The organism is Cellulomonas telluris (genome assembly GCF_004886325.1).
Lineage (GTDB): Bacteria > Actinomycetota > Actinomycetes > Actinomycetales > Cellulomonadaceae > Cellulomonas > Cellulomonas telluris.
This window is the reverse complement of sequence record NZ_QXFN01000005.1, coordinates 119,966-139,988: the sequence shown is the minus strand read 5'-3', so window position 1 is coordinate 139,988 and position 20,023 is coordinate 119,966. Positions and strand designations below refer to the sequence as shown.

The following is a 20,023-nucleotide window of genomic DNA, read 5'->3' as shown; positions in this document are numbered from 1 at the left end:
CTCCATGAGTCACCCGCACCCCGAACTCACCCTGCCCCCGCCGCTGCCCGAGGGCGGTCTGCGGATCGTCCCGCTCGGCGGGCTGGGCGAGGTCGGGCGCAACATGGCCGTGCTCGAGCACGCCGGCCGTCTGCTCGTCATCGACTGCGGCGTCCTCTTCCCCGAGGACCACCAGCCGGGCGTCGACCTGATCCTCCCGGACTTCGACTACATCCGGGACCGGCTCGACGACATCGAGGCGATCGTCCTCACGCACGGCCACGAGGACCACATCGGCGCCGTGCCGTACCTGCTCCGCCTGCGCCGCGACATCCCGCTCGTCGGCTCGCAGCTGACGCTCGCGTTCGTCGAGGCGAAGCTCAAGGAGCACCGCATCACGCCCGTGACGCTCCCGGTCCGGGAGGGCCAGGTCGAGCAGCTCGGCGTCTTCGGGTGCGAGTTCGTCGCGGTGAACCACTCGATCCCCGACGCGCTCGCGGTCGCGGTGCGCACGAAGGCCGGCACGGTCCTGCACACCGGCGACTTCAAGATGGACCAGCTGCCCCTCGACGGGCGGATCACGGACCTGCGCGCGTTCTCGCGGCTCGGCGAGGAGGGGGTCGACCTGTTCATGGTCGACTCCACCAACGCGGAGGTCCCGGGGTTCGTCACGCCGGAGCGCGAGATCGGTCCCGTGCTCGACCAGGTGTTCGCGGAGTCGACCGGTCGCGTGGTGGTGGCGTCGTTCGCGTCCCACGTCCACCGCGTCCAGCAGGTCATCGACGCGGCTGTCGCGAACGAGCGCCTCGTCGCGCTCGTCGGACGCTCGATGGTCCGCAACATGGGCATCGCCGCGGAGCTCGGGTACCTCAAGGTGCCCGACGGCGTGCTCGTCGACCTCAAGCAGATCGAGCAGCTCCCCGACGACCGGGTCGTGCTCATGTGCACCGGCTCGCAGGGCGAGCCCATGGCGGCGCTGTCCCGCATCGCCAACAACGACCACAAGGTCTCGGTCGGCCCCGGCGACACCGTGGTCCTCGCGTCGAGCCTCATCCCGGGCAACGAGAACGCGGTCTTCCGCGTCATCAACGGCCTCATGCGCCTCGGGGCGCGCGTCGTGCACTCGGGCAACGCGAAGGTCCACGTCTCCGGCCACGCGAGCGCCGGCGAGCTCCTGTACTGCTACAACATCCTGCGTCCGCGCAACGTCATGCCGGTCCACGGCGAGGTGCGTCACCTCATCGCCAACGCGGCGCTGGCCGTGAAGACCGGTGTCCCGGCCGACCGCGTGGTGCTGGCGGAGGACGGCGTGGTCGTGGACCTGGTCGACGGCCGGGCGAGCGTCGTCGGCGCGGTGCCGTGCGGCTACGTCTACGTCGACGGGTCGAGCGTCGGCGAGCTCACGGACGCCGAGCTCAAGGACCGGCGCATCCTCGGCGACGAGGGCTTCGTGTCGATCTTCGCGGTCGTGTCCTCGCAGGACGGCAAGGTCCTCGCGGGCCCGCAGATCCACGCGCGCGGCGTCGCCGAGCAGGACGACGTCTTCGAGGAGATCCTCCCGCAGGTGACGGCGGCGCTCGAGGACGCGGTGCGCAGCGGGGCGACCGACACCCACCAGCTGCAGCAGGTGATGCGCCGCGTCGTCGGTCGCTGGGTGTCGGGCAAGCTGCGGCGCCGGCCGATGATCATCCCCGTCGTCGTGGAGGCGTGAGCAGGGAGCGCAGGGCGGGCTCGGGCCGACCGGTCGTTCGAAGGGCCTGAGCCGGGAGTGCCCGCTCGCCTCACGCCGGGGCGACACCGCGGAACGCCGCGAGGCGCTCGTGCTCGGCGTCCACCGCCGCACGCGTGGCGGCGTCCCACGGCTCCCACGGGTCGAGCTCGAGCGCGAGCCGTCGACCGCGTGCCCGCGGGCGCCAGGTGCCGACGACCTCCCCGTCGCGCAGGACGGCGCCCGGGCGGCCGAGCGTCGGCCACAGCGCGCTGCGGCGGGCTGCGTCGGGGACGAGCAGGTCGCGGTCGCGCGCCTGCAGGTACAGGTCGAAGGGGCCGAGGAGCCGCACCACGGCGGGCCGTGCCGGCGTGGTCGCCTCGCCCAGGGCGTCGACGTCCGCGGCCAGGACCTGCCGGGGCTCCCCGTCGACGTCCACGTCGGCGACGTCGTCCGGCCAGCGGGCGGTGACGTCGCGGACGGGTGCGTCGAGGAAGGCCGCGACCAGCCGGGGCGTGGTCGGGCCGAGCAGGCGCACGGCGGTGCGCACCAGGTCGTGACGGCCGCCGGGTGCGGGTGCGTCCGTGCGGCCGACCGCGTCGTCGGGCCAGCCGGGGACGGGCCGCAGGACGGGCGGTGAGGTGCCCGGCGTCAGCTCGAGCCCGGCGTGCAGGGCCGCGAGCCGGAACGTCTGCTCGTACATGTGGGTGGTGGCGCAGGGGCGGCACCAGCGCAGGTAGGGCTCGGGCAGCCGCGCCGTCATGGCGGTCGAGACGTCCCCCTTCACGGTGGGCACCCGGACCACCGCGTGCATGGTGCGGGCTGCCGTCGCGAGGGCGTCGCGCGGGTCGATGCCGGCGGCGCGCAGCGGCCGCGAGGCGTCGAAGACCCGCTGCGCGGCGTCCTGGGACGACCAGGGCCGCAGGGCGCGCTCGACGTCGGGCAGGTCCTCGCGCCGGTAGGCGTGCGGCGCTCCCCGGACGGTCCAGGCGAGCGCGAGCCCGTCCGGCCAGGCGCCCGCCCGCACGTCGAGCCCGCGCAGGGCCAGCGCCCACAGGGCGCCGTCCGGCCCGGTGTCCTGCACGCCCGCGTCGAGGACGGCGACGTCGGCGAGGTCGTGCACGGACCCGGGCGCGCGGTCGAGCTCCTGGACGTGGAGGCGGTGCCGCAGGACGGCGGGGCGCGGGACGCGGGGCGCGGCCATGTCGCCGATCGTGCCAGGGCCCGCCGACACCGGCCGCCCGTGCGTGCGTCGGTGCCGGGTCGCGCGCGCAGGCCCAGGAGCCCTGACGACGACCCGAACCGAACCTGACTCGTGCCGCGTCCCGCCGGCCGGCTCATGTGTGTGCTCGTGACGGTGGGGTGCTGGCGTGGGTCGGGCGGCGCACCCACCCAGGGCGGCCGCGTGCAGGAAGGCTCGCAGGATGAGGGTCCGGAACTCAGGGAGCGCCGCACGGGCGGGCCGCCCGGCTCGACGGTGGCGGGAGCGGCCGACTCACCGGACGCAGTCTGTCCGAGCCCTGCGTCGGACGCTGCTTCTCAGCACTTGAAGGGCGATCAGCACCGCGACCGCGACGGCGATCGCGGCCCAGCCCACCGGGCCGAGCACCAGGCGGCCGAGAGCCGCGCCGCCCAGCACCCAGATCCCGGCCCACAGCGCGCAGGCGACGGCGTCCGCGACGGCGTACCGCGTCCAGCGCACGCCGGCGGCGCCCGCCGCGGCGGAGACGAGCGTGCGCACACCGGGGAGCAGGCGAGCAACGACGACGACGACGAGGCTGCGTCGCCGCACGAGGTCGGACGCGCGTTCCCAGCGGTGGCGCCCGAGCCGCCGCACGACCCAGCTCTCCGTGACGGCCGCGCCGTAGCGGCGGCCCAGGCCGTAGCCGAGCTGGTCGCCGAGGAACGCTCCGGCCGTCACGGCACACCAGGCGACCGCCACCAGAGGACCGCTGGCAAGGAGGGCTGCGCCCGAAGCGACGACGGCCTCGCCGGGGACCACGACGCCGATGCCGAGCAACGCCTCGACCGTGGCCATGGCCGTCATGACGAGCACGACGAGCGCACCGTGAGGCGCGACGGCGTCGAGGAGGGCGGGCGCATCGATCGGCATGAGGGCGACGCTAGGTTCCGCGCTGCGGCGCGGGTCACTCCCGGAAGGCAGGTCGAGGACTCACCAAAGTGAGTGCCGTGGCGTCGCACCGGCTGGCTAGCGTGGCCGCGTGATGAGCAGGCAGACCAGAGAACGGACGTTCGCGGTCGCCGGAGCGTTGGTCGGCGGGGTGATGATCGGCGCCCAGGGGACGTGGGGCTGGGTCGCCGTCTGGCTGGTCGCCATGGGGGTGTGGTGCGTGCGGCCGCCGTCCAGCCGCACCACGGTGATCGCGATCGCCGTACTCGTGCTGTCGACCGCGGTCGCCGGAGCGGTCGACACGCCCGGGCGTCTCTCGAGCGCGGTCTACGCGGTCGTGAGCGCGCTGCTCCTGGCGGCGATCGTCGCGGTGTGCGCAGGTGCGGTCGCGGCGCTGCGGCAGCGAGCGGTGCACCGGCGTCTGGGGTGGGAGCTGGCGCGCGTCGTCGAGGAACGGGAGCGGGCGCGCGTCGATGAGGCGGTGACGAGCGAACGCGCCGTCATGGCCGGGGAGATCCACGACCGCCTCGGGCACCGGCTCACGCACATCGCGGTGCAGCTCGGCCGGCTCACCCTCGACGACGACGTGCCCGGGGCGACGCGTGCTGCCCTCGAGCGCGTCCGCGAGGAGGCGGCCGTGGCGGCCGACGAGCTGGGCGAGACCGTGACCCTCCTCAAGGCGGGGCGCAGCCCGGACCTGGACCCGGCCGAGCGCTCGCTCGAGCAGGTGGTCGACGGCGCCCGTGTCTCGCTCGACGTCGAGCTCGCGATCGACGACGGTCTGGAGTCCCGGCTCGGTCCGCACGCCCACGCCGCTCTCGCACGGGTGCTCGGCGAGGCGCTGACCAACGCGGCCAAGCACGCGCCGGGGCAGCCCGTCGAGGTGACCGGCCGCGTCGTGGGCGCGCTCGCCCAGCTCACCGTGCGTAACCCGACGGCCGGCCCCACGGTGACGCCCGGGTCGGGGCACGGCCTCGAGTCGCTCCGTCTCCGGCTCGCGATGCTCGGCGGCACGCTCGAGGTGACCGCGTCTGACGTCGCCGGGCGCGGCGGCTTCGTGCTGCGCGCGCAGGTGCCGCTCGACGCGACGCCCGCGGCGGTACCGATTCCGACGCCGGTCGGGGCCGCCGAGCTCGACCAGACCCGCCGGACGCGCCGCCTGTCCCGGCTCGCATGGCTGGTGCCGCTCGCCCTCGCGGTCCCCGCGGCCGTCTTTGCCGTCGGCTACTACCTCTTCGCCGCGGTGGCGTCCGTGCTGCCTCCGGAGCGGTACGCCGCGCTGGAGGTCGGCATGACACAGCGTGAGGCGGACGCGCTGCTGCCGGTCGTGGAGATGCTCGACGAGCCCGACGAGGTGCTGCCCGTGCCGGCTGGTGCGACCTGCGAGTTCTACGAGTCGGTGGCGAGCCTCTTCGACCGCGAGGACGTCTACCGGGTCTGCTTCACTGAGGGCGTGCTGAGCCGTCTCGACACCATCCCGAGCCCGTGACAGGTCCGGTCGGGGATGCCGCCGGCGGGTGCCGAATCGGCCAGTCGGTCCGGGTCGCGGTCGTCGACGACGACGCGATCGTGCGCAGCGGCGTCGTGGCGCTGCTGAGGATGGACGCGGACCTCGACGTCGTCGCGGAGGGTGACGACGGCCACGCTGCGCTGGACCTGGTCCGTCGGCACCGGCTCGACGTCGTGCTGCTCGACATCCGGATGCCCCGGATGGACGGGCTCCGGGCCCTCGAGCGGCTCCGGGCGGAGCAGCCTGCCGTCCCGGTCGCCATGCTGACGACCTTCGCGGACGAGGCGTACATCGCCGAGGCCGTCGAGCTCGGGGCGCTCGGGTTCCTGCTCAAGTCCGACGCACCGCGCGACCTGATCGCCGCCGTCAAGGGGATCGCCGGAGGGGGAGCGGCCTTCTCCCCACGCGTCGCACGGTGGCTCGTCCGCACCGAGGCGACGGTGCGGATCCGCCGCGACCGCACGGCGCGCGACATCGTCGACCGGCTCAGCACGAGGCAGCGCGAACTTCTTGCCGTGCTGGGGACCGGTGCCTCCAACGCCGAGATCGCACGCCGGATGCGGCTGAGCGACGGCACGGTCAAGCAGTACCTGCGCGAGATCTTCGACCGCATCGAGGTCACCAACCGCGTGCAGGCGGCGATCCTCGCCCACGAGGCGGGCCTGGACCAGGAGGCCCGCGGCAGCTGAACCCGCCGCAGACGCCGGGCCGGCATCCGCGCGGACCGACTCCGTCTCCGCGACGCACCCAGCGCGGATCGCTCGCGAGCTCGCGGTCCGCGCCGACGGTCGCGGCGACCGCGGCGCGGCGCCACGGCTCGACGGCGGGGTCGGGAGACACGCCCTAGACCGGCGGCGGGGCGAGGAGCCCGGGACCCGCCGCTCGCAGCGCCGCGACGTACCGGGCGTCCCGCTCGTCCGGCGGCCACGGCAGGAGCCCGTCGAGCTCGAGCATGACCCAGCCGTGCGCCAGCGCCCAGACGTGCGTCGCGGCCCGGGTGGCGTCCTCGGCGTCGGCACCCCGCGTCCCGTACGCGTCGGCGGCCGGCCCCTCGGCGAGCGCCGCGCGGACCGCGTCCTGCAGGACGCGGAACGTCGGCTCCTCGGTGACGGGACCCCCGGCGGGGTGCGCGGCGCCCGCGCCGGGGCTGGCGAACATGACGCGGTAGCCCTGCGGCTCGGCCAGCGCGAAGCGGCGGTAGGCGACGCCGAGCGCGAGCAGGTCGGCCGCCGGGTCACCGGTCCCGCGCGTGCTGCCCAGGTGCCCCGCGAAGCGTTCCGCCGCGCGGGCGCCGACCGCTGCGAGCAGGGCCTCGCGCCCGCCGAAGAGCGAGTACACCGCGCTCGACGACGTGCCCGCCCGGGCGGCGACGTCGCGGACCGTGAGGGCGCGGGTGCCGCCCTCGGCGACCACGGCGGTGGCCTCGTCGAGCAGGCGGTCGCGCAGCGCGTCGTCGTGCACGCGGGGACGGGGCATGCCCCGAGCGTAGGCCTTGACGCGCGATTCTGTGACGCTGTTTCATAACGGCGTTACGAAAGGAGCACGTCATGCTCGAGCTCACCGAGGCGGCCCGCACGACCGCCGGCGCCGTCGCCCTCACCGTCGTCGCGATCGAGTCGGGCGGCTGGTTCCTCACGCGGGTCGTGACCGGCCGTGTCCCCGCCACCGACTTCCAGCGCGCCTTCTACCGCGCCGGCCACGCGCACGCGGGCGTCCTGGTCACGCTCGGTCTCGTCTGCCTGCTGCTGGGCGAGGCCACGACGCTCACGGGCGCCTGGCGGTGGCTCGCCCAGACGGGCGTGCTCGTCGCGGCCGTGCTGCTGCCCGCCGGGTTCTTCCTGTCCGCCCTGGGGGAGGGGCGCACCCGCCCGAACCGGCTCGTCGTGCTGCTGCCCCTCGGCGCGGTCGCCCTCGCCGCGGGCGTCGTGACCCTCGGCGTCGGCCTCCTGCGAGGCTGACACGGGCTCGTCCGGGCGACGTCGCGGCCGACACGGGCACCCCGGAGCCCGGCGGAGCGCACCCGGGCGGCTACCGTGAGGACCATGGCGACCCGTACGACCCCGAGCCCCGCGCGCGCGACGCGCTCCGGGAGCTCGTCGTCGCGGGGCACCACGCGCGGCGGCTCGACGCGACCCGCCGGTCGTGCACCGGCCCCGCCCCCGCAGCCCGCCCTCCCGCTGCGCATCGTGCGGGGGATCTGGATGGGCGGTGCGCACCTCGTCGGAGGCACCGCCCGCCGGATCGGACGAGGGGCGCGCGACCTCGACCCCGCGCACCGGCGGGACGGGCTCGCGTTCACCCTGCTCGCGCTCGCCGTCGTCGTCGCCGCGCGCGAGTGGTGGGACCTGTCGGGCACGGCGGGGGACGTCGTGCACAACGTCGTCGCCGGCACGTTCGGCGTCGTGGGCGTGGTCGTCCCCGTCGTGCTGCTCGGCATCGCGGTGCGCCTCATGCGCCACCCCGACCGCGCGCAGGCCAACTCCCGCATCGGCATCGGCCTGTCCGCGATCACCGTCGCCGTCTGCTCCATCGTCCACATCGCGCACGGTCGTCCCGGCACCGACGACATGGCCGCGCTGCGCGACGCCGGCGGGGTCGTCGGCTTCGGCGTCGGCACCCCGCTGGCCACGCTGCTCACGCCCGTGGTCGCGGGACTGCTGCTCGGCATCCTCGCGTTCTTCGGCGTGCTCGTCGTCACCGCCACCCCCGTGCACCAGATCGGCCCGCGCCTGTCCGCGCTGTACCGCCGGCTCACCGGGCAGCACGAGCAGGAGCCGGTGGAGGACGCCGACGACGACGCCCCCCTCGTCATCGAGGCGCTGCACAGCGCGCGCCCCGAACCGGTCACCAAGCCCCGGCGCAAGCCCCGCCTGCTCGGCCGCCGCCCGCGCGCCGAGGAACCGGTCGGCCCCGACGACGACCGCCTCGACGAGTACGAGGGCGACGAGGCCTACCAGCGGGCCGCCGTCGTCGACCGCGGCGACGAGCCGGACCTCGACGAGGACGTCGACGCGACGCCGACGGCCCGCATGGACCCGGCACCGCCGACCGCCCCGACCGCGGCGGTGGCGGCGGTGGCGGCGGTCGGCACCGACCTCGAGGCGCCCCGCACGAGCGGCGTGCCGCGCGGCGAGCAGCCGATGCTCGAGGGCGACGTCGTGTACGTCCTGCCCACCGAGGACGCGCTCGCGAAGGGTGCCCCGCACAAGGTGCGCTCGGCCGCCAACGACCGCGTGGTCGACTCCCTCACGTCGGTGCTCGAGCAGTTCCAGATCGACGCCCAGGTCACCGGGTTCACGCGCGGCCCCACCGTCACGCGCTACGAGGTCGAGCTCGGCAACGGCGTGAAGGTGGAGCGCGTCACCGCGCTGAGCAAGAACATCGCGTACGCCGTCGCGAGCGCCGACGTGCGCATCCTGTCGCCCATCCCGGGCAAGTCCGCGATCGGCATCGAGATCCCCAACACCGACCGCGAGACCGTCGCGCTCGGCGACGTGCTGCGCTCGAGCGCGGCCAAGCGCACGGAGCACCCGATGGTGATCGGCGTCGGCAAGGACGTCGAGGGCGGCTACGTCGTCGCGAACCTCGCGAAGATGCCGCACCTGCTGGTCGCCGGCGCCACCGGCGCGGGCAAGTCGTCCTTCGTGAACTCGATGATCGTGTCGATCCTCATGCGGGCGACGCCCGACGAGGTGCGCATGATCCTCGTCGACCCCAAGCGCGTCGAGCTCACCCTGTACGAGGGCATCCCGCACCTCATCACGCCCATCATCACGAACCCGAAGAAGGCCGCCGAGGCCCTCGAGTGGGTCGTGAAGGAGATGGAGGCGCGCTACGACGACCTCGCGATGTTCGGCTACAAGCACATCGACGACTTCAACGCCGCGGTGCGGGCCGGCAAGGTCAAGCCGCTGCCGGGGTCCGAGCGCAAGATCGCGACGTACCCGTACCTGCTGGTGATCGTCGACGAGCTCGCCGACCTCATGATGGTCGCGCCGCGCGACGTCGAGGCGTCGATCCAGCGCATCACGCAGCTCGCGCGCGCCGCCGGCATCCACCTCGTCCTCGCGACGCAGCGCCCGTCCGTCGACGTCGTGACGGGTCTGATCAAGGCCAACGTGCCGTCGCGCCTCGCGTTCGCGACGAGCTCGCTGACCGACTCGCGCGTCGTGCTCGACCAGCCGGGTGCCGAGAAGCTGATCGGCCAGGGCGACGCCCTGTTCCTGCCGATGGGCGCCGCCAAGCCGATGCGTACGCAGGGCGCCTGGGTGTCGGAGTCCGAGATCCACGCGGTCGTCGAGCACGTGAAGACGCAGCTCAAGCCGGTCTACCGCGAGGACGTCACCGTCCAGGCGGCGAAGAAGCAGGTGGACGAGGACATCGGCGACGACCTCGACCTGCTGCTGCAGGCGGCCGAGCTCGTCGTGACGACGCAGTTCGGGTCGACGTCGATGCTCCAGCGCAAGCTGCGCGTCGGCTTCGCGAAGGCCGGGCGGCTCATGGACCTGCTCGAGTCCCGCGAGATCGTCGGCCCGTCCGAGGGCTCGAAGGCGCGCGAGGTGCTCGTGCAGCCCGACGACCTGCCGGGAACGCTCGCGATGCTGCGCGGCGAGAACGCGGCTCCCCCCGACGACGGGCCGCAGGACCCGGGGGAGGACGACGCCGGGTACGGTCCGGCGGGCGGGAACTGAGCCAGCGGCGTGGACGTCGGCAACCTCGCGCCCCTCGGGGTGGTCAGCACGGTCATCGCGGTCGTCGCGCTCGGCGCGCTCGTCGCGGTGCTGGTCCTGCTGCAGCGCGAGCGCGGCCAGCGGCGCCGGGCGGCGGACCTGCTCTCGACCGCGCAGGAGCTGCGGCGCCGGTACGACGCGCTGCAGGCGGTGACCCGCGAGGGAGTCCTGGTCCAGTCCGGCACGGGCCACGTGCTGGACCTCTCCGACCGCGCCGCGCAGATCCTGGGGATCGACCGGGCGGCGGCCGTCGGACGGCGCGTGTCCGACCTGCCGCTCGTCCTGGTGGACGAGCGCGGCCTCGCGACGAGCCCCGCGCTGGCGCTCGGCCCGCGTCCGGACGAGGACGACCCCCGCGTCGTCGGCGTCGTCCCACCCGGCCCGGACGCGCGTCCCCGGCTCGTGCAGGTCGCGACGCGGCCCCTGCCCGCCGGCGACGGTGCGCCGCCGGCCGTGCTGACCACCCTCGTCGACGTGACCGTGCCGCGCGAGGTCGAGGCCGCCCTGTCGCGCAGCGAGACGCAGTTCCGCGTCGCGATGGAGAACGCGCCCATCGGCATGGCGCTCGTCGACCTCGACTGGCGGATCGCCGAGGCGAACGTGGCGCTCGCCGAGCTGCTGGGCACGCACGTGGCCGCGCTGCGCGGCTACCGCGTGGACGAGCTCACCGCGCCCGAGGACCGTGCGGCCCAGCGGCTGCAGCTCGACCGGCTGCTCAGCGGGGAGCAGCACCGGTTCTCCCTCGAGATGCGGTGCCGCCGCGCCGACGGGCACCTCGTCTGGGTCGTCCTGGACGCGGCCCTCGTGCGGGCGTCCGACGGGCGCCCCGACCGCGTGGTGGTCCAGGTCCGGGACGCGACCGAGTCCCGGCTGCAGGCCGAGATGCTGACGCACCGCGCCATGCACGACCCCCTCACGGGGCTCGCGAACCGGACCCTGCTGCAGGAGGTCCTGCAGGCGGCGATCGAGCAGCCCGGTGCGCTGCACCGCACCGCCGTGCTCGCCTGCGACCTCGACGGGTTCAAGGAGGTGAACGACCGGTACGGGCACGCGGCCGGCGACGCGCTGCTCGTGCACGTGGCCGGGGTGCTGCGGGCGGCGACCGGCAGCACGGGGACCGTCGCGCGTCTCGGCGGGGACGAGTTCGTGGTCGTCGTGCAGGAGGAGGACGCCGCCAAGGCGGTGTTCGACATCGCGAACCAGATCCAGGCCGGGCTGCGCGAGCCCGTGCGCCTGGGCCGCCGACGCACCCGGGTCGCGGCGAGCGTCGGCGTCGCGCTGGCCGACGCCTCGCTCGTCGAGGGCGGGGCGCCGTCGCTGCTCGCGGCGGCGGACGCCGCGCTCTACCGCGCGAAGGGTGCGGGGCGCGGGCGTACCGAGGTGTACGACCCGTCGATGGGGCTGTCGACCGGGACCTCGCCGCACCGGGAGCTGGTCCGGGCCGTCGAGGAGGACCAGCTGGTGGTCCACTACCAGCCGATCGTCGACCTCTCGGACGCGCACGTGGTCGGCTACGAGGCGCTCGTGCGCTGGCAGCACCCGCACCGGGGTCTGCTGCTGCCGGGCGCCTTCCTGCCCCACGCGCAGGAGGCTGGCGTCTCCGTGGCGCTGGCACAGCTCGTGACCACCCGCGTGGTGGAGTTCCTCGCCCGGACCGGCGACGACGGGCGCTGGGTCTCCGTCAACGTGTCGGCGGAGCAGCTGGGCGACGGCGAGCTCGCCACGCGGCTGCTCGCCGAGCTCTCCCGGCACCGGGTCGCCCCCGGACGGCTCGTCCTGGAGCTCACGGAGTCCAGCCTGGTCGCGTCGGGCACGCGGATCCGGCACGAGCTGACGCAGCTGTCGGCCGCGGGCGTGCCGATCCTCCTCGACGACTTCGGCACCGGCGTGTCGCCCCTGTCCTACCTGCGCGACCTACCGGTCGCGGGTGTGAAGCTCGACATGTCCTTCACCTCGGGCATCCCGCACGACCCGACGGCGGGCAAGGTGGTGCGTGCGCTCGGCGCGCTCGCGCGGGAGCTCGCGATGGTCACGATCGCCGAGGGCATCGAGCACGAGGAGCAGGCGCTCCACCTGCGTCGCAGCGGGTGGCGGTACGGCCAGGGCTGGCTGTACGGGGCTGCGCAGCCACGGGACTGACGCGTCGGGCACGCCGGCGTCGCTCCGGGCCGCGGGGACCGGGTTCCGCGCCTGGGCGCGGGAGCACCCGGCCCGCGGCCCTAGGCTGTGCGTCGTGGTCGGCGTCGCTGCTTCCGTGTGGACCCCGGCGAACGTCGTCACGATGCTGCGGATCGCGGTCGTGCCGGTGTTCGCCGTCGCGCTGCTGCTCGACGGCGGGCACACCGTCGGCGGGCGCCTCCTGGCCACCGGGCTCTTCGTCGCCGCGGCGCTGACCGACCGCCTCGACGGCTGGCTCGCGCGCCGCTCGGGTCAGGTGACGGACCTGGGCAAGCTCCTCGACCCCATCGCGGACAAGCTGCTCGTCGGGACGGCCCTCGTGCTGCTCTCGTGGCTCGGTGAGCTGTGGTGGGCGGTGACGGCGCTCGTCCTGCTGCGCGAGCTCGGCATCACGGTGATGCGGTTCTTCCTGCTCCGGTACGTGGTGCTGCCCGCCTCCCGGGGCGGCAAGCTCAAGACCGTGCTGCAGTCCGTGGCCATCGGGTTCTACCTGCTGCCGCTCGACGCGCTGCCGGCGGTGGTCGGCGTCCTCGCCGCGGTCGTCATGGCCGCCGCGGTGGCCGTCACGCTCGTGACCGGGCTCGACTACGTCCGCACCGCGGTGCGGATCCGCCGCGCCGCGGGCGTCCCTCCCGCCGCGGGCCTGTGAGCGACGCGCCCGTCCCGGGGCCGCTCGCCGACGCACGCGCGCTGCTCGCCGCGCTGGGCCGGCGGGGGCTGACCCTGGCCGTGGCGGAGTCGCTGACGGGCGGGCAGGTCGCGGCGACGCTCGTCGACGTCCCGGGTGCGTCGGCCGTGCTGCGTGGCGGCGTCGTGGCCTACGCGACCGACCTGAAGGCGTCCCTGCTCGGCGTCGACCCCGCGCTGCTGGCCGAGCGGGGGCCGGTCGACCCGGACGTGGCGCGTGCCATGGCGGACGGGGTGCGGGCACGGCTCGGCGCCGACGTCGGGCTCGCGACGACGGGCGTCGCCGGGCCCGGCGCCCAGGACGGGCACCCGGCCGGGACCGTGCACGTCGCCGTCACCGCCCCGGACGGCGCGGTGACCCGCGCGCTGCTCCTGACGGGTGATCGAGCCGCGGTGCGCGCCGGTGCCACGGCGGCCGTCCTCGCGCTCGCCGTGCAGGCGGCCGCGGGGTGGTCCGAGGGCGTGTGACCGGCGCACCAGGGACGTCGCGCGGGCTCCGGCCGCCCGGGGAACAACCGTGGGGTCCGCGCGCGTTGGGAGGGACGTGATGAGCACTCGACCGCGCATGCGCGGTGCCGACGCGCTCGTCGGTGGTGCGCGGTACGGTGGTCGTCTTCCGGCCGCGCGCCGACCGGGAGCGGCAGCACGAACGGTGGCTCCGGCCACCGGCACGAGAGGGACGGGGACGCCCGCCGCGGCTCCGTCCGATGACCGAGGACGTGACGTGAAGGGGGGAGCCCAGATGGTCGTCCTGCGACGGGAGATCGGTGACGTCCTTCGGGACGCGCGCCAGCGCCAGGGCCGCACCCTGCGAGAGGTCTCCTCGGCCGCCCGCGTCTCGCTCGGGTACCTGAGCGAGGTCGAGCGTGGGCAGAAGGAGGCGTCGTCGGAGCTGCTGAGCAGCATCTGCGACGCGCTCGACGTCCCGTTGTCCCTCGTCCTGCGTGAGGTCAGCGACCGGGTCGCCGTCGCCGAGGGCCTGCTGGTCCCCGACACGGTCCCGGCCGACCTGGCCGCCGCGGTCGACGGACCGTCGGACGCCGGCTGGGCGCTGTCCCGGTCGGAGCTGGCACCCGTCGGCTGACGGGCTCTCAGGCCCCGGGACGGACCGGGGTCTGCACCGCGCGCCCGCGCGCCTGACACCGCGGGCACCAGAACACGGGACGCTGCATCGGCGGCGTCCCGACCTCGTCCCTGCGGATCGGTGTGCCGCAGCGGACGCACGGTCGTCGCTCGCGCCCGTGCACGACCTCGACCGGCCGGCCCGTCACCACGGACCGGCGCATCAGCTCGCGCGCCGTCCGCAGGATGCGTGCGGGGTCGTCGACGGCGTCCGCCGGCGTGAACGGCCACCACCGCTCGACGAAGAGCGACTCCGCCATGAAGATCGTGCCGATCCCCGCGACCACCCGCTGGTCGAGCAGCAGCTCGCCCACGGGGCGGTCGCCCTGGGCGGCCCACCGCCGCAGGGACTCCTCGATGCCCGGGGTGGGCAGGTCGTGGACGGGCGCTCCGCCGACCGGGACGCCCGGCGGCGCGTCGAAGTCCTCGTCCAGGACGTCCGGGCCGAGGTGCCCCACGAGCGTCCGCTCGTCGCGCGTGCGCACCACGTCGAGCATGCCGATGAGGTAGCCCATCGCGGTCCACCGCTCGTCCGCGAGCAGCGCACGCAGGCGCGGTGAGCGACCTGCGGCGCGCGGGTCGCCGGTCGGGGCCACGCGCCAGTAGCCGTCCATCCGCAGGTGCGTGTGCAGCGTCGTGCCGTCGTCGAACCGCGTCAGCAGGTGCTTGCCGTACGGGCGCGTGCCGAGGACGGTGCGACCCCGCAGGTCGACGGTCGCGGCGGTCGGCCAGCGCAGGTCCGACCGTGCGAGCCGTCGCCCGGCGAGCGCCTGGTCCAGGCGGGCGGCGGTGCGGCGCAGGACGTCACCCTCGGGCACGTGCCACCCCCGGTGGGTGCACGGCGCTCACGACGCCTGCAGGCGCAGGCCGCGCGGCGTGGTGACGAAGCCGGCGCCCGTCAGCGCGGCGGCGGCGGGGGAGGACAGCACCTCCGAGGAGAGGACCTCGGACCCGTCGATCCGCCCGACGGTCAGACGGCCGGCGTGCCTGCGCCGCGCGGCGTCCACGAGCCCGTTCGCCGCGGACGCGAGGACCGCGGCGTCGTCGGAGAACGTCAGGAGGGTGCGACCCCCGCGCTCCAGGTAGAGCACGAGCGCGCCGTCGACGAGGACGACCAGCGCACCCGCCTTCCTGCCCGGCCGGTGGCGCACCGTCACCTGCTCGGGCGGGTCGGGCCAGGCGAGCGCGGCGCCGTACGGGTTGGCCGGGTCGGTCGCGGCGAGCACGACCACCCAGGGACCGGGCCCCGGCGCGTCCTCGTCCGCAGCCGCGGCCGGGTCCCACGTGCCCGGTCCGGCCGGGGCGCCCCAGGCGGGCGCCGGCACCTCCTGCCACGGCAGCAGCGCGGCGGCCTCGCCCGGCGCGCTCTCGCGGCGGAGCACGGCGCGCTCGCGCGCGCGGTCCACCACCTCGGCGTCGACACGCAGCCGGTCGACCGCGCCCGGGAGCGCGAACTGCGACCCCCCGAGGCGCTCGACGAAGTAGCCGCGACGCACCTGGCCCGACTGCTCGAGCGCGGACAGCACGCGGTACACGTCGGAGAACCGCCCGGACACCTGCTCGGCCGGGGCCACGGCGCGTGTCAGCACGCCGTGGCGGTCGAGCAGCTGCGCGGCGAGCGCGTGCGCGCGGACGGTCGGGTCGGGCTCGCGCGTGGGCAGCAGCGACCAGCGCCCGGCGCCCGCGCCGGAGGCTCCCGCGGCGGCGGACCCCCGCGCCGCGGCGACCGACGGCCCGCCGCCCGGCGGCAGGACGCCGAGCCGCGCGCCGGCGCGCAGCCCGAGGCGGGGACGCAGCGGCCGCCCCCGCGCCGGCGCCGACCGGGTCCGGTGCGCCGTGCTGCCGGAACCCAGCCACGAGCGCAGCGGGCCGAGGCCGTCGTTCGTCACGCGTCCCGCCCAGACCAGGTCCCACAGCGCCTCGAGCACGGCCGGCGTGGTCGGGGGCGCGTCCTCGTCGTCGGCGGGCAGCCACAGCGCGCCGACGCGTTCCACGAGCGGGCCGAGGAACCACGCGCCACCGCCCTCGAGCGCGGAGAGCACCGCGCGGTGCACCGGGCCCGACGCGGGGGCGTCGGGGTCGTCGAGGTCGACGACCGGCGCCAGCGTCAGGTCGGCCACCGAGGCCGGGTGCAGCGAGACGAGGCCGTCGTGCCCCGCCAGCGCTGCGTGGCCGGCCCACACGACCTCCCCGGCGGCCGTGAGCTCGTCCAGCATGGCCGGTGCGTAGTCCGGCACCCGGGCCGGCAGCACGTGCGTCTCCAGTGCCGACGCCGGCACGGCGAACCCGGCGAGCTGCTCGACGGCCCGCGCCACGGCGTCGACCCCCCGCATGCCGCTGCCGCCGCCCGCGCGCCGCCCGCTGGGCTGGACGCCCTGCCACCGGGGCAGGAACACGCCGAGCGCCTGCGGGTCGACGGGCTCCACCTGGGCGCGGAGCGCCGCCAGGGAGCGGCGGCGCAGCGTCCGCAGCACGTCGGCGTCGCAGAACTCGTCCCCGGTGCCGCCCAGCACGTCCGGGCGCAGGCGGCCCTGCACCAGGACGCCCTGCGCCTCCAGCCGGCGCAGCGTCTCGGTGACGACGGCGACCCCGAGGCCGAGCCGGGACGCGACCGCGGCCGCCGGGAACGGCCCGTGCGTGCGCGCGTGCCGGCGCAGCAGGTCGCCCAGGGGGTCCGGCAGCACCTCGGTGAACACCTCGGGGACGCCGACGGGCAGCGCCACGCCCAGGGCGTCCCGCAGCCGGCCGGCGTCCTCGACGGCGGCCCACTGGTCGGCCAGCTCCGGCGGCAGCCCGCCGAGGCGCACGCGGATCGCGCGACGCGCCGCGGCGAGCTCCTCCAGCCACGCGGGCACCTGCTCGCGGACCTCGGGGCGCGTGCGCGCGAGGAGGCCCTCCAGCGGGAGCGGCCCGTGGCGCCGCAGCGCGTCCGCGAGCTGCTCGAGCGTGCCGGCCTGCCGGTCGGGCGCGGTGCCCGACAGCTCCGCCTCGGTGCGCTCGACCGCCTCCGGGTCCAGCAGGTCCGCGAGCTGCGACTCCCCGCCCTGCCCCAGCAGCTCCGCGAGCAGCGTCGGGTCGAGCGTCAGCGCGGCCGCCCGGCGCTCGGCCAGCGGTGCGTCGCCCTCGTACAGGAACTGCGCGGTGTAGCCGAACAGGAGGGACTGCGCGAACGGGCTCGGGTGCGGCGTGGTCACCTCGACCACGCGCACGCGTCCCGACCCGATGTCGCGCATGAGGGTGGTGAGCGCCTCGGTGTCGAAGTCGTCCTGCAGGCACTCGCGCACGGCCTCGAGGAGGATCGGGAAGTCGGGGTACCGGGAGGCGACGCCCAGCAGCTGGGCCGACCGCTGGCGCTGCTGCCACAGGGGCTGGCGCCGGTCGGGTCGGCGCCGGGGGAGCAGGAGCGCGCGGCCGGCGGCCTCCCGGAAGCGCGCGGCGAACATCGCCGAGGCGCCGAGCTCGTCGCGGACCGACGACACCACGTCCTCGGGCTCGAGCAGCAGGTCCTCGAGGCGCACGGCCGGCCCGTCGTCCCGCCCCGCCGGCGCGTCCCCCCACGGGTCGCCCGCACCGTCGAGCAGGTCGGGCAGGCGCAGGACGATGCCGTCGTCCGCGTGCATGACCGCCGCGTCCACGCCGTACCGCTCCCGCAGGCGCGCACCGAGCACGAGCGCCCACGGCGCGTGCACGCGGGCGCCGTACGGGGAGTGCAGGACGATGCGCCAGTCGCCGAGCTCGTCCCGGAACCGCTCGACGACGACGACCGTGTCGCTCGGCACCTGCCCGGTCGCGTCCTGCTGCTCGCGCAGGTAGGCGAGGAGGTTGTCCGCCGCCCACGGGTCCAGCCCCGCGCCCTCGACGCGCGCCCGCGCGCCGGCGGCGGGCAGGGCGAGCACCTCCCGGACCCAGGCTCCGATCGCGCGTCCCAGCTCGGCAGGTCGGCCGGCGGCGTCGCCCTTCCAGAACGGCAGTCGCCCCGGCAGGCCGGGCGCGGGCGTCACCAGCACGCGGTCCGGCGTGATCTCCTCGATGCGCCACGTGCTCGAGCCGAGGGTGAACGTGTCGCCGACGCGCGACTCGTAGACCATCTCCTCGTCGAGCTCGCCCACGCGCTTGCCGCCGCGCAGCCGCCCGCCCGTCCGCTCGGCGTCCACCGGCACGTCCGACCCGCCGCCGTCGCCGGCGAGGAACACCCCGAAGAGGCCCCGGTCGGGGATCGTGCCGCCGCTGGTCACCGCGAGCCGCAGCGCACCCGGCCGGCCGCTGAGGACGTCGCGCACCCGGTCCCACACCACGCGCGGGCGCAGCTCCGCGAACTCCTCGGACGGGTAGCGCCCGGCGAGCATGTCGAGCACCGCCCGCAGCGTCGCCTCGCCGAGGGTCGCGAACGGCGCCGCGCGGCGGACCACCCGCGCCAGGTCGTCCACCGACCAGTCCTCGACCGCGACCATCGCGACGACCTGCTGCGCGAGCACGTCGAGCGGGTTCGCCGGCACCGACAGGGCCTCGAGCTCGCCCGACCGCATGCGCAGCGCCGTCACGGCCGCCGGGACGAGCTCGCCCCGGTAGGTCGGGAAGACGACGCCGTGCGAGACGGCGCCGACCTGGTGGCCGGCACGGCCGACGCGCTGCAGCCCGCTCGCGACCGACGGGGGCGCGCCCACCTGCACGACCAGGTCGAGCGCGCCCATGTCGATGCCGAGCTCCAGCGAGCTCGTCGCCACCACCGCCGGCAGCCGCCCCGCCTTCAGCTCGGACTCCGTGCGCGTGCGCTCCGCCCGGCTCATCGACCCGTGGTGCGCACGCGCGACGATCGTGGCGGCGTCCCGCGTGTCGACCCCGACCGCGGTGCCGCTCTGCGCCGGGGCGGCCGCGGGCTGCAGGGCCCCCGGGTCCGGCAGGACCGTGCCCTGCCGCTCGGTCCAGACCTCGTTGATGCGCGCGGTCAGGCGCTCGGCGCCGCGGCGGGAGTTGGTGAACACGAGCGTCGAGCGGTGCTCCGCCACCAGGTCGACCACGCGCTCCTCGACGTGCGGCCAGATCGACGCCCGCGGCGTGCTGCGGTCGGCGTTCCCGCTGAGGTCGACGTCCCCGAACCCGCCGTCGTCGCCGCCCGGCGCCGCCGGGCCGCTGTCCCGCGCCGCGGAGGCCAGGTCGCCCAGGTCCGGCACGGGCACGACGACGTCGACGTCGATGACCTTCTGCGACGGCGGCTGCACCACCCGGACCGGGCGGCCGCCCTCGGCGGGGGTCCGCGCGCCGCCGAGGAACGACGCCACCGCGTCGACCGGGCGCACGGTGGCCGACAGGCCCACCCGCTGCGCCGGCCCCGGCCCGCCCTCGCGCTCGAGGAGGGCGTCCAGCCGCTCGAGGGACAGCGCCAGGTGGGCGCCGCGCTTGGTGCCCGCGACGGCGTGGATCTCGTCGACCACGACGGTCCGCACCCCCGCGAGCCCGGCGCGGGCGCCCGAGGTCAGCACCAGGTACAGCGACTCCGGGGTGGTGATGAGGATGTCCGGGGGCGAGGTCGCGAAGGCCCGCCGCTCGGCCGGCGGCGTGTCGCCGGTCCGGATGCCGACGGTCACGTCGGGCAGCGTGCGCCCCTGCCGCGTCGCCGCCTGCCGGATGCCCACCAGCGGCGAGCGCAGGTTCCGCTCGACGTCCGTCGCGAGCGCCTTGAGCGGCGAGACGTACAGCACACGGCACCGCTGCACCGGGTCCTCCGGCGGCGCGCCGGTCAGCAGGCCGTCCAGCGCCCACAGGAACGCGGCGAGCGTCTTGCCCGAGCCGGTGGGTGCGACGACGAGCGCGTGGTCCCCGCCCGCGACCGCCTCCCAGGCACCGGCCTGCGCGGCCGTCGGAGCCGCGAACGCGCCGGTGAACCAGTCGCGCGTCGGGGCGGAGAAGCGGTCGAGCACCACCGGGCCATTGTGGTGGCAGGGTCCGACACGCGCGCGGGGCGTGCCCCGCCGCCCCGT

The 20,023-nt window shown here is 76.1% G+C and carries 14 protein-coding genes; 9 read left to right on the top strand and 5 right to left on the bottom strand.

Annotation, left to right across the window (positions count from 1 at the left end):
- Positions 1 to 4 precede the first annotated feature (4 nt).
- Entirely contained in the window at positions 5 to 1,690 is a 1,686-nt protein-coding gene (locus FB586_RS16215; RefSeq protein ID WP_136520383.1) for a ribonuclease J, read from the top strand.
- Positions 1,691 to 1,760: 70 nt separating this feature from the next.
- Here FB586_RS16215 and FB586_RS16210 read toward each other — a convergent pair whose 3' ends face one another.
- Entirely contained in the window at positions 1,761 to 2,891 is a 1,131-nt protein-coding gene (locus tag FB586_RS16210; protein ID WP_136520382.1) for a DNA glycosylase AlkZ-like family protein, read from the bottom strand.
- Between the two features lie 291 nt (positions 2,892 to 3,182).
- Positions 3,183 to 3,800, bottom strand: coding sequence for a DedA family protein (locus FB586_RS16205; RefSeq protein WP_136520381.1), 618 nt, complete (start codon positions 3,798 to 3,800; stop codon positions 3,183 to 3,185).
- 112 nt (positions 3,801 to 3,912) lie between these two features.
- Between FB586_RS16205 and FB586_RS16200 the strand changes: the two genes are divergently transcribed.
- Together FB586_RS16200 and FB586_RS16195 are read left to right on the top strand one after the other, a co-directional pair.
- Complete coding sequence (locus tag FB586_RS16200; protein ID WP_136520380.1) at positions 3,913 to 5,307, top strand: sensor histidine kinase; 1,395 nt, start codon at positions 3,913 to 3,915, stop codon at positions 5,305 to 5,307.
- Positions 5,304 to 6,017 carry a response regulator transcription factor gene (locus FB586_RS16195; protein WP_246036850.1) on the top strand — a complete coding sequence of 238 codons (714 nt, stop codon included), beginning with the start codon at positions 5,304 to 5,306 and terminating at the stop codon, positions 6,015 to 6,017. Before FB586_RS16200 ends, FB586_RS16195 begins: the two co-directional genes overlap by 4 nt.
- A 154-nt stretch (positions 6,018 to 6,171) precedes the next feature.
- Here FB586_RS16195 and FB586_RS16190 read toward each other — a convergent pair whose 3' ends face one another.
- Positions 6,172 to 6,804: a TetR/AcrR family transcriptional regulator gene (locus tag FB586_RS16190; protein ID WP_136520379.1), complete on the bottom strand. Its 633-nt coding sequence runs from the start codon at positions 6,802 to 6,804 to the stop codon at positions 6,172 to 6,174.
- Between the two features lie 71 nt (positions 6,805 to 6,875).
- Between FB586_RS16190 and FB586_RS16185 the strand changes: the two genes are divergently transcribed.
- The 6 genes from FB586_RS16185 (at position 6,876) to FB586_RS16160 (ending at position 14,007) form a co-directional block, all read left to right on the top strand.
- The gene (locus tag FB586_RS16185) at positions 6,876 to 7,286 is read left to right on the top strand and encodes a hypothetical protein (RefSeq protein ID WP_136520378.1); all 411 of its coding nucleotides are present in this window, start codon (positions 6,876 to 6,878) and stop codon (positions 7,284 to 7,286) included.
- A gap of 84 nt (positions 7,287 to 7,370) precedes the next feature.
- Entirely contained in the window at positions 7,371 to 10,019 is a 2,649-nt protein-coding gene (locus FB586_RS16180) for a DNA translocase FtsK (RefSeq protein WP_136520377.1), read from the top strand.
- A 9-nt stretch (positions 10,020 to 10,028) separates the two neighbouring features.
- The gene (locus FB586_RS16175) at positions 10,029 to 12,197 is read left to right on the top strand and encodes a GGDEF and EAL domain-containing protein (protein ID WP_136520376.1); all 2,169 of its coding nucleotides are present in this window, start codon (positions 10,029 to 10,031) and stop codon (positions 12,195 to 12,197) included.
- A gap of 94 nt (positions 12,198 to 12,291) precedes the next feature.
- Entirely contained in the window at positions 12,292 to 12,885 is a 594-nt protein-coding gene (pgsA, locus tag FB586_RS16170; RefSeq protein WP_281276687.1) for a CDP-diacylglycerol--glycerol-3-phosphate 3-phosphatidyltransferase, read from the top strand.
- Positions 12,882 to 13,391, top strand: coding sequence for a CinA family protein (locus tag FB586_RS16165; protein ID WP_136520375.1), 510 nt, complete (start codon positions 12,882 to 12,884; stop codon positions 13,389 to 13,391). Before pgsA ends, FB586_RS16165 begins: the two co-directional genes overlap by 4 nt.
- A 274-nt stretch (positions 13,392 to 13,665) precedes the next feature.
- Positions 13,666 to 14,007 carry a helix-turn-helix domain-containing protein gene (locus FB586_RS16160; protein WP_135972540.1) on the top strand — a complete coding sequence of 114 codons (342 nt, stop codon included), beginning with the start codon at positions 13,666 to 13,668 and terminating at the stop codon, positions 14,005 to 14,007.
- A gap of 7 nt (positions 14,008 to 14,014) precedes the next feature.
- Here the strand turns inward: FB586_RS16160 and FB586_RS16155 are convergent, their stop codons facing one another.
- Together FB586_RS16155 and FB586_RS16150 are read right to left on the bottom strand one after the other, a co-directional pair.
- The gene (locus tag FB586_RS16155) at positions 14,015 to 14,863 is read right to left on the bottom strand and encodes a DNA-formamidopyrimidine glycosylase family protein (protein ID WP_136520374.1); all 849 of its coding nucleotides are present in this window, start codon (positions 14,861 to 14,863) and stop codon (positions 14,015 to 14,017) included.
- 27 nt (positions 14,864 to 14,890) lie between these two features.
- The gene (locus FB586_RS16150; protein WP_136520373.1) at positions 14,891 to 19,966 is read right to left on the bottom strand and encodes an Lhr family helicase; all 5,076 of its coding nucleotides are present in this window, start codon (positions 19,964 to 19,966) and stop codon (positions 14,891 to 14,893) included.
- Positions 19,967 to 20,023: the final 57 nt, after the last annotated feature.

Bases quoted from the DNA above. Each gene is read 5' to 3' on its own strand.
- FB586_RS16215 (WP_136520383.1), top strand. From the start codon at position 5: ATGAGTCACCCGCACCCCGAACTCACCCTGCCCCCGCCGCTGCCCGAG.
- FB586_RS16210 (WP_136520382.1), bottom strand. From the start codon at position 2,891: ATGGCCGCGCCCCGCGTCCCGCGCCCCGCCGTCCTGCGGCACCGCCTC.
- FB586_RS16205 (WP_136520381.1), bottom strand. From the start codon at position 3,800: ATGCCGATCGATGCGCCCGCCCTCCTCGACGCCGTCGCGCCTCACGGT.
- FB586_RS16200 (WP_136520380.1), top strand. From the start codon at position 3,913: ATGAGCAGGCAGACCAGAGAACGGACGTTCGCGGTCGCCGGAGCGTTG.
- FB586_RS16190 (WP_136520379.1), bottom strand. From the start codon at position 6,804: ATGCCCCGTCCCCGCGTGCACGACGACGCGCTGCGCGACCGCCTGCTC.
- FB586_RS16185 (WP_136520378.1), top strand. From the start codon at position 6,876: ATGCTCGAGCTCACCGAGGCGGCCCGCACGACCGCCGGCGCCGTCGCC.
- FB586_RS16180 (WP_136520377.1), top strand. From the start codon at position 7,371: ATGGCGACCCGTACGACCCCGAGCCCCGCGCGCGCGACGCGCTCCGGG.
- FB586_RS16160 (WP_135972540.1), top strand. From the start codon at position 13,666: ATGGTCGTCCTGCGACGGGAGATCGGTGACGTCCTTCGGGACGCGCGC.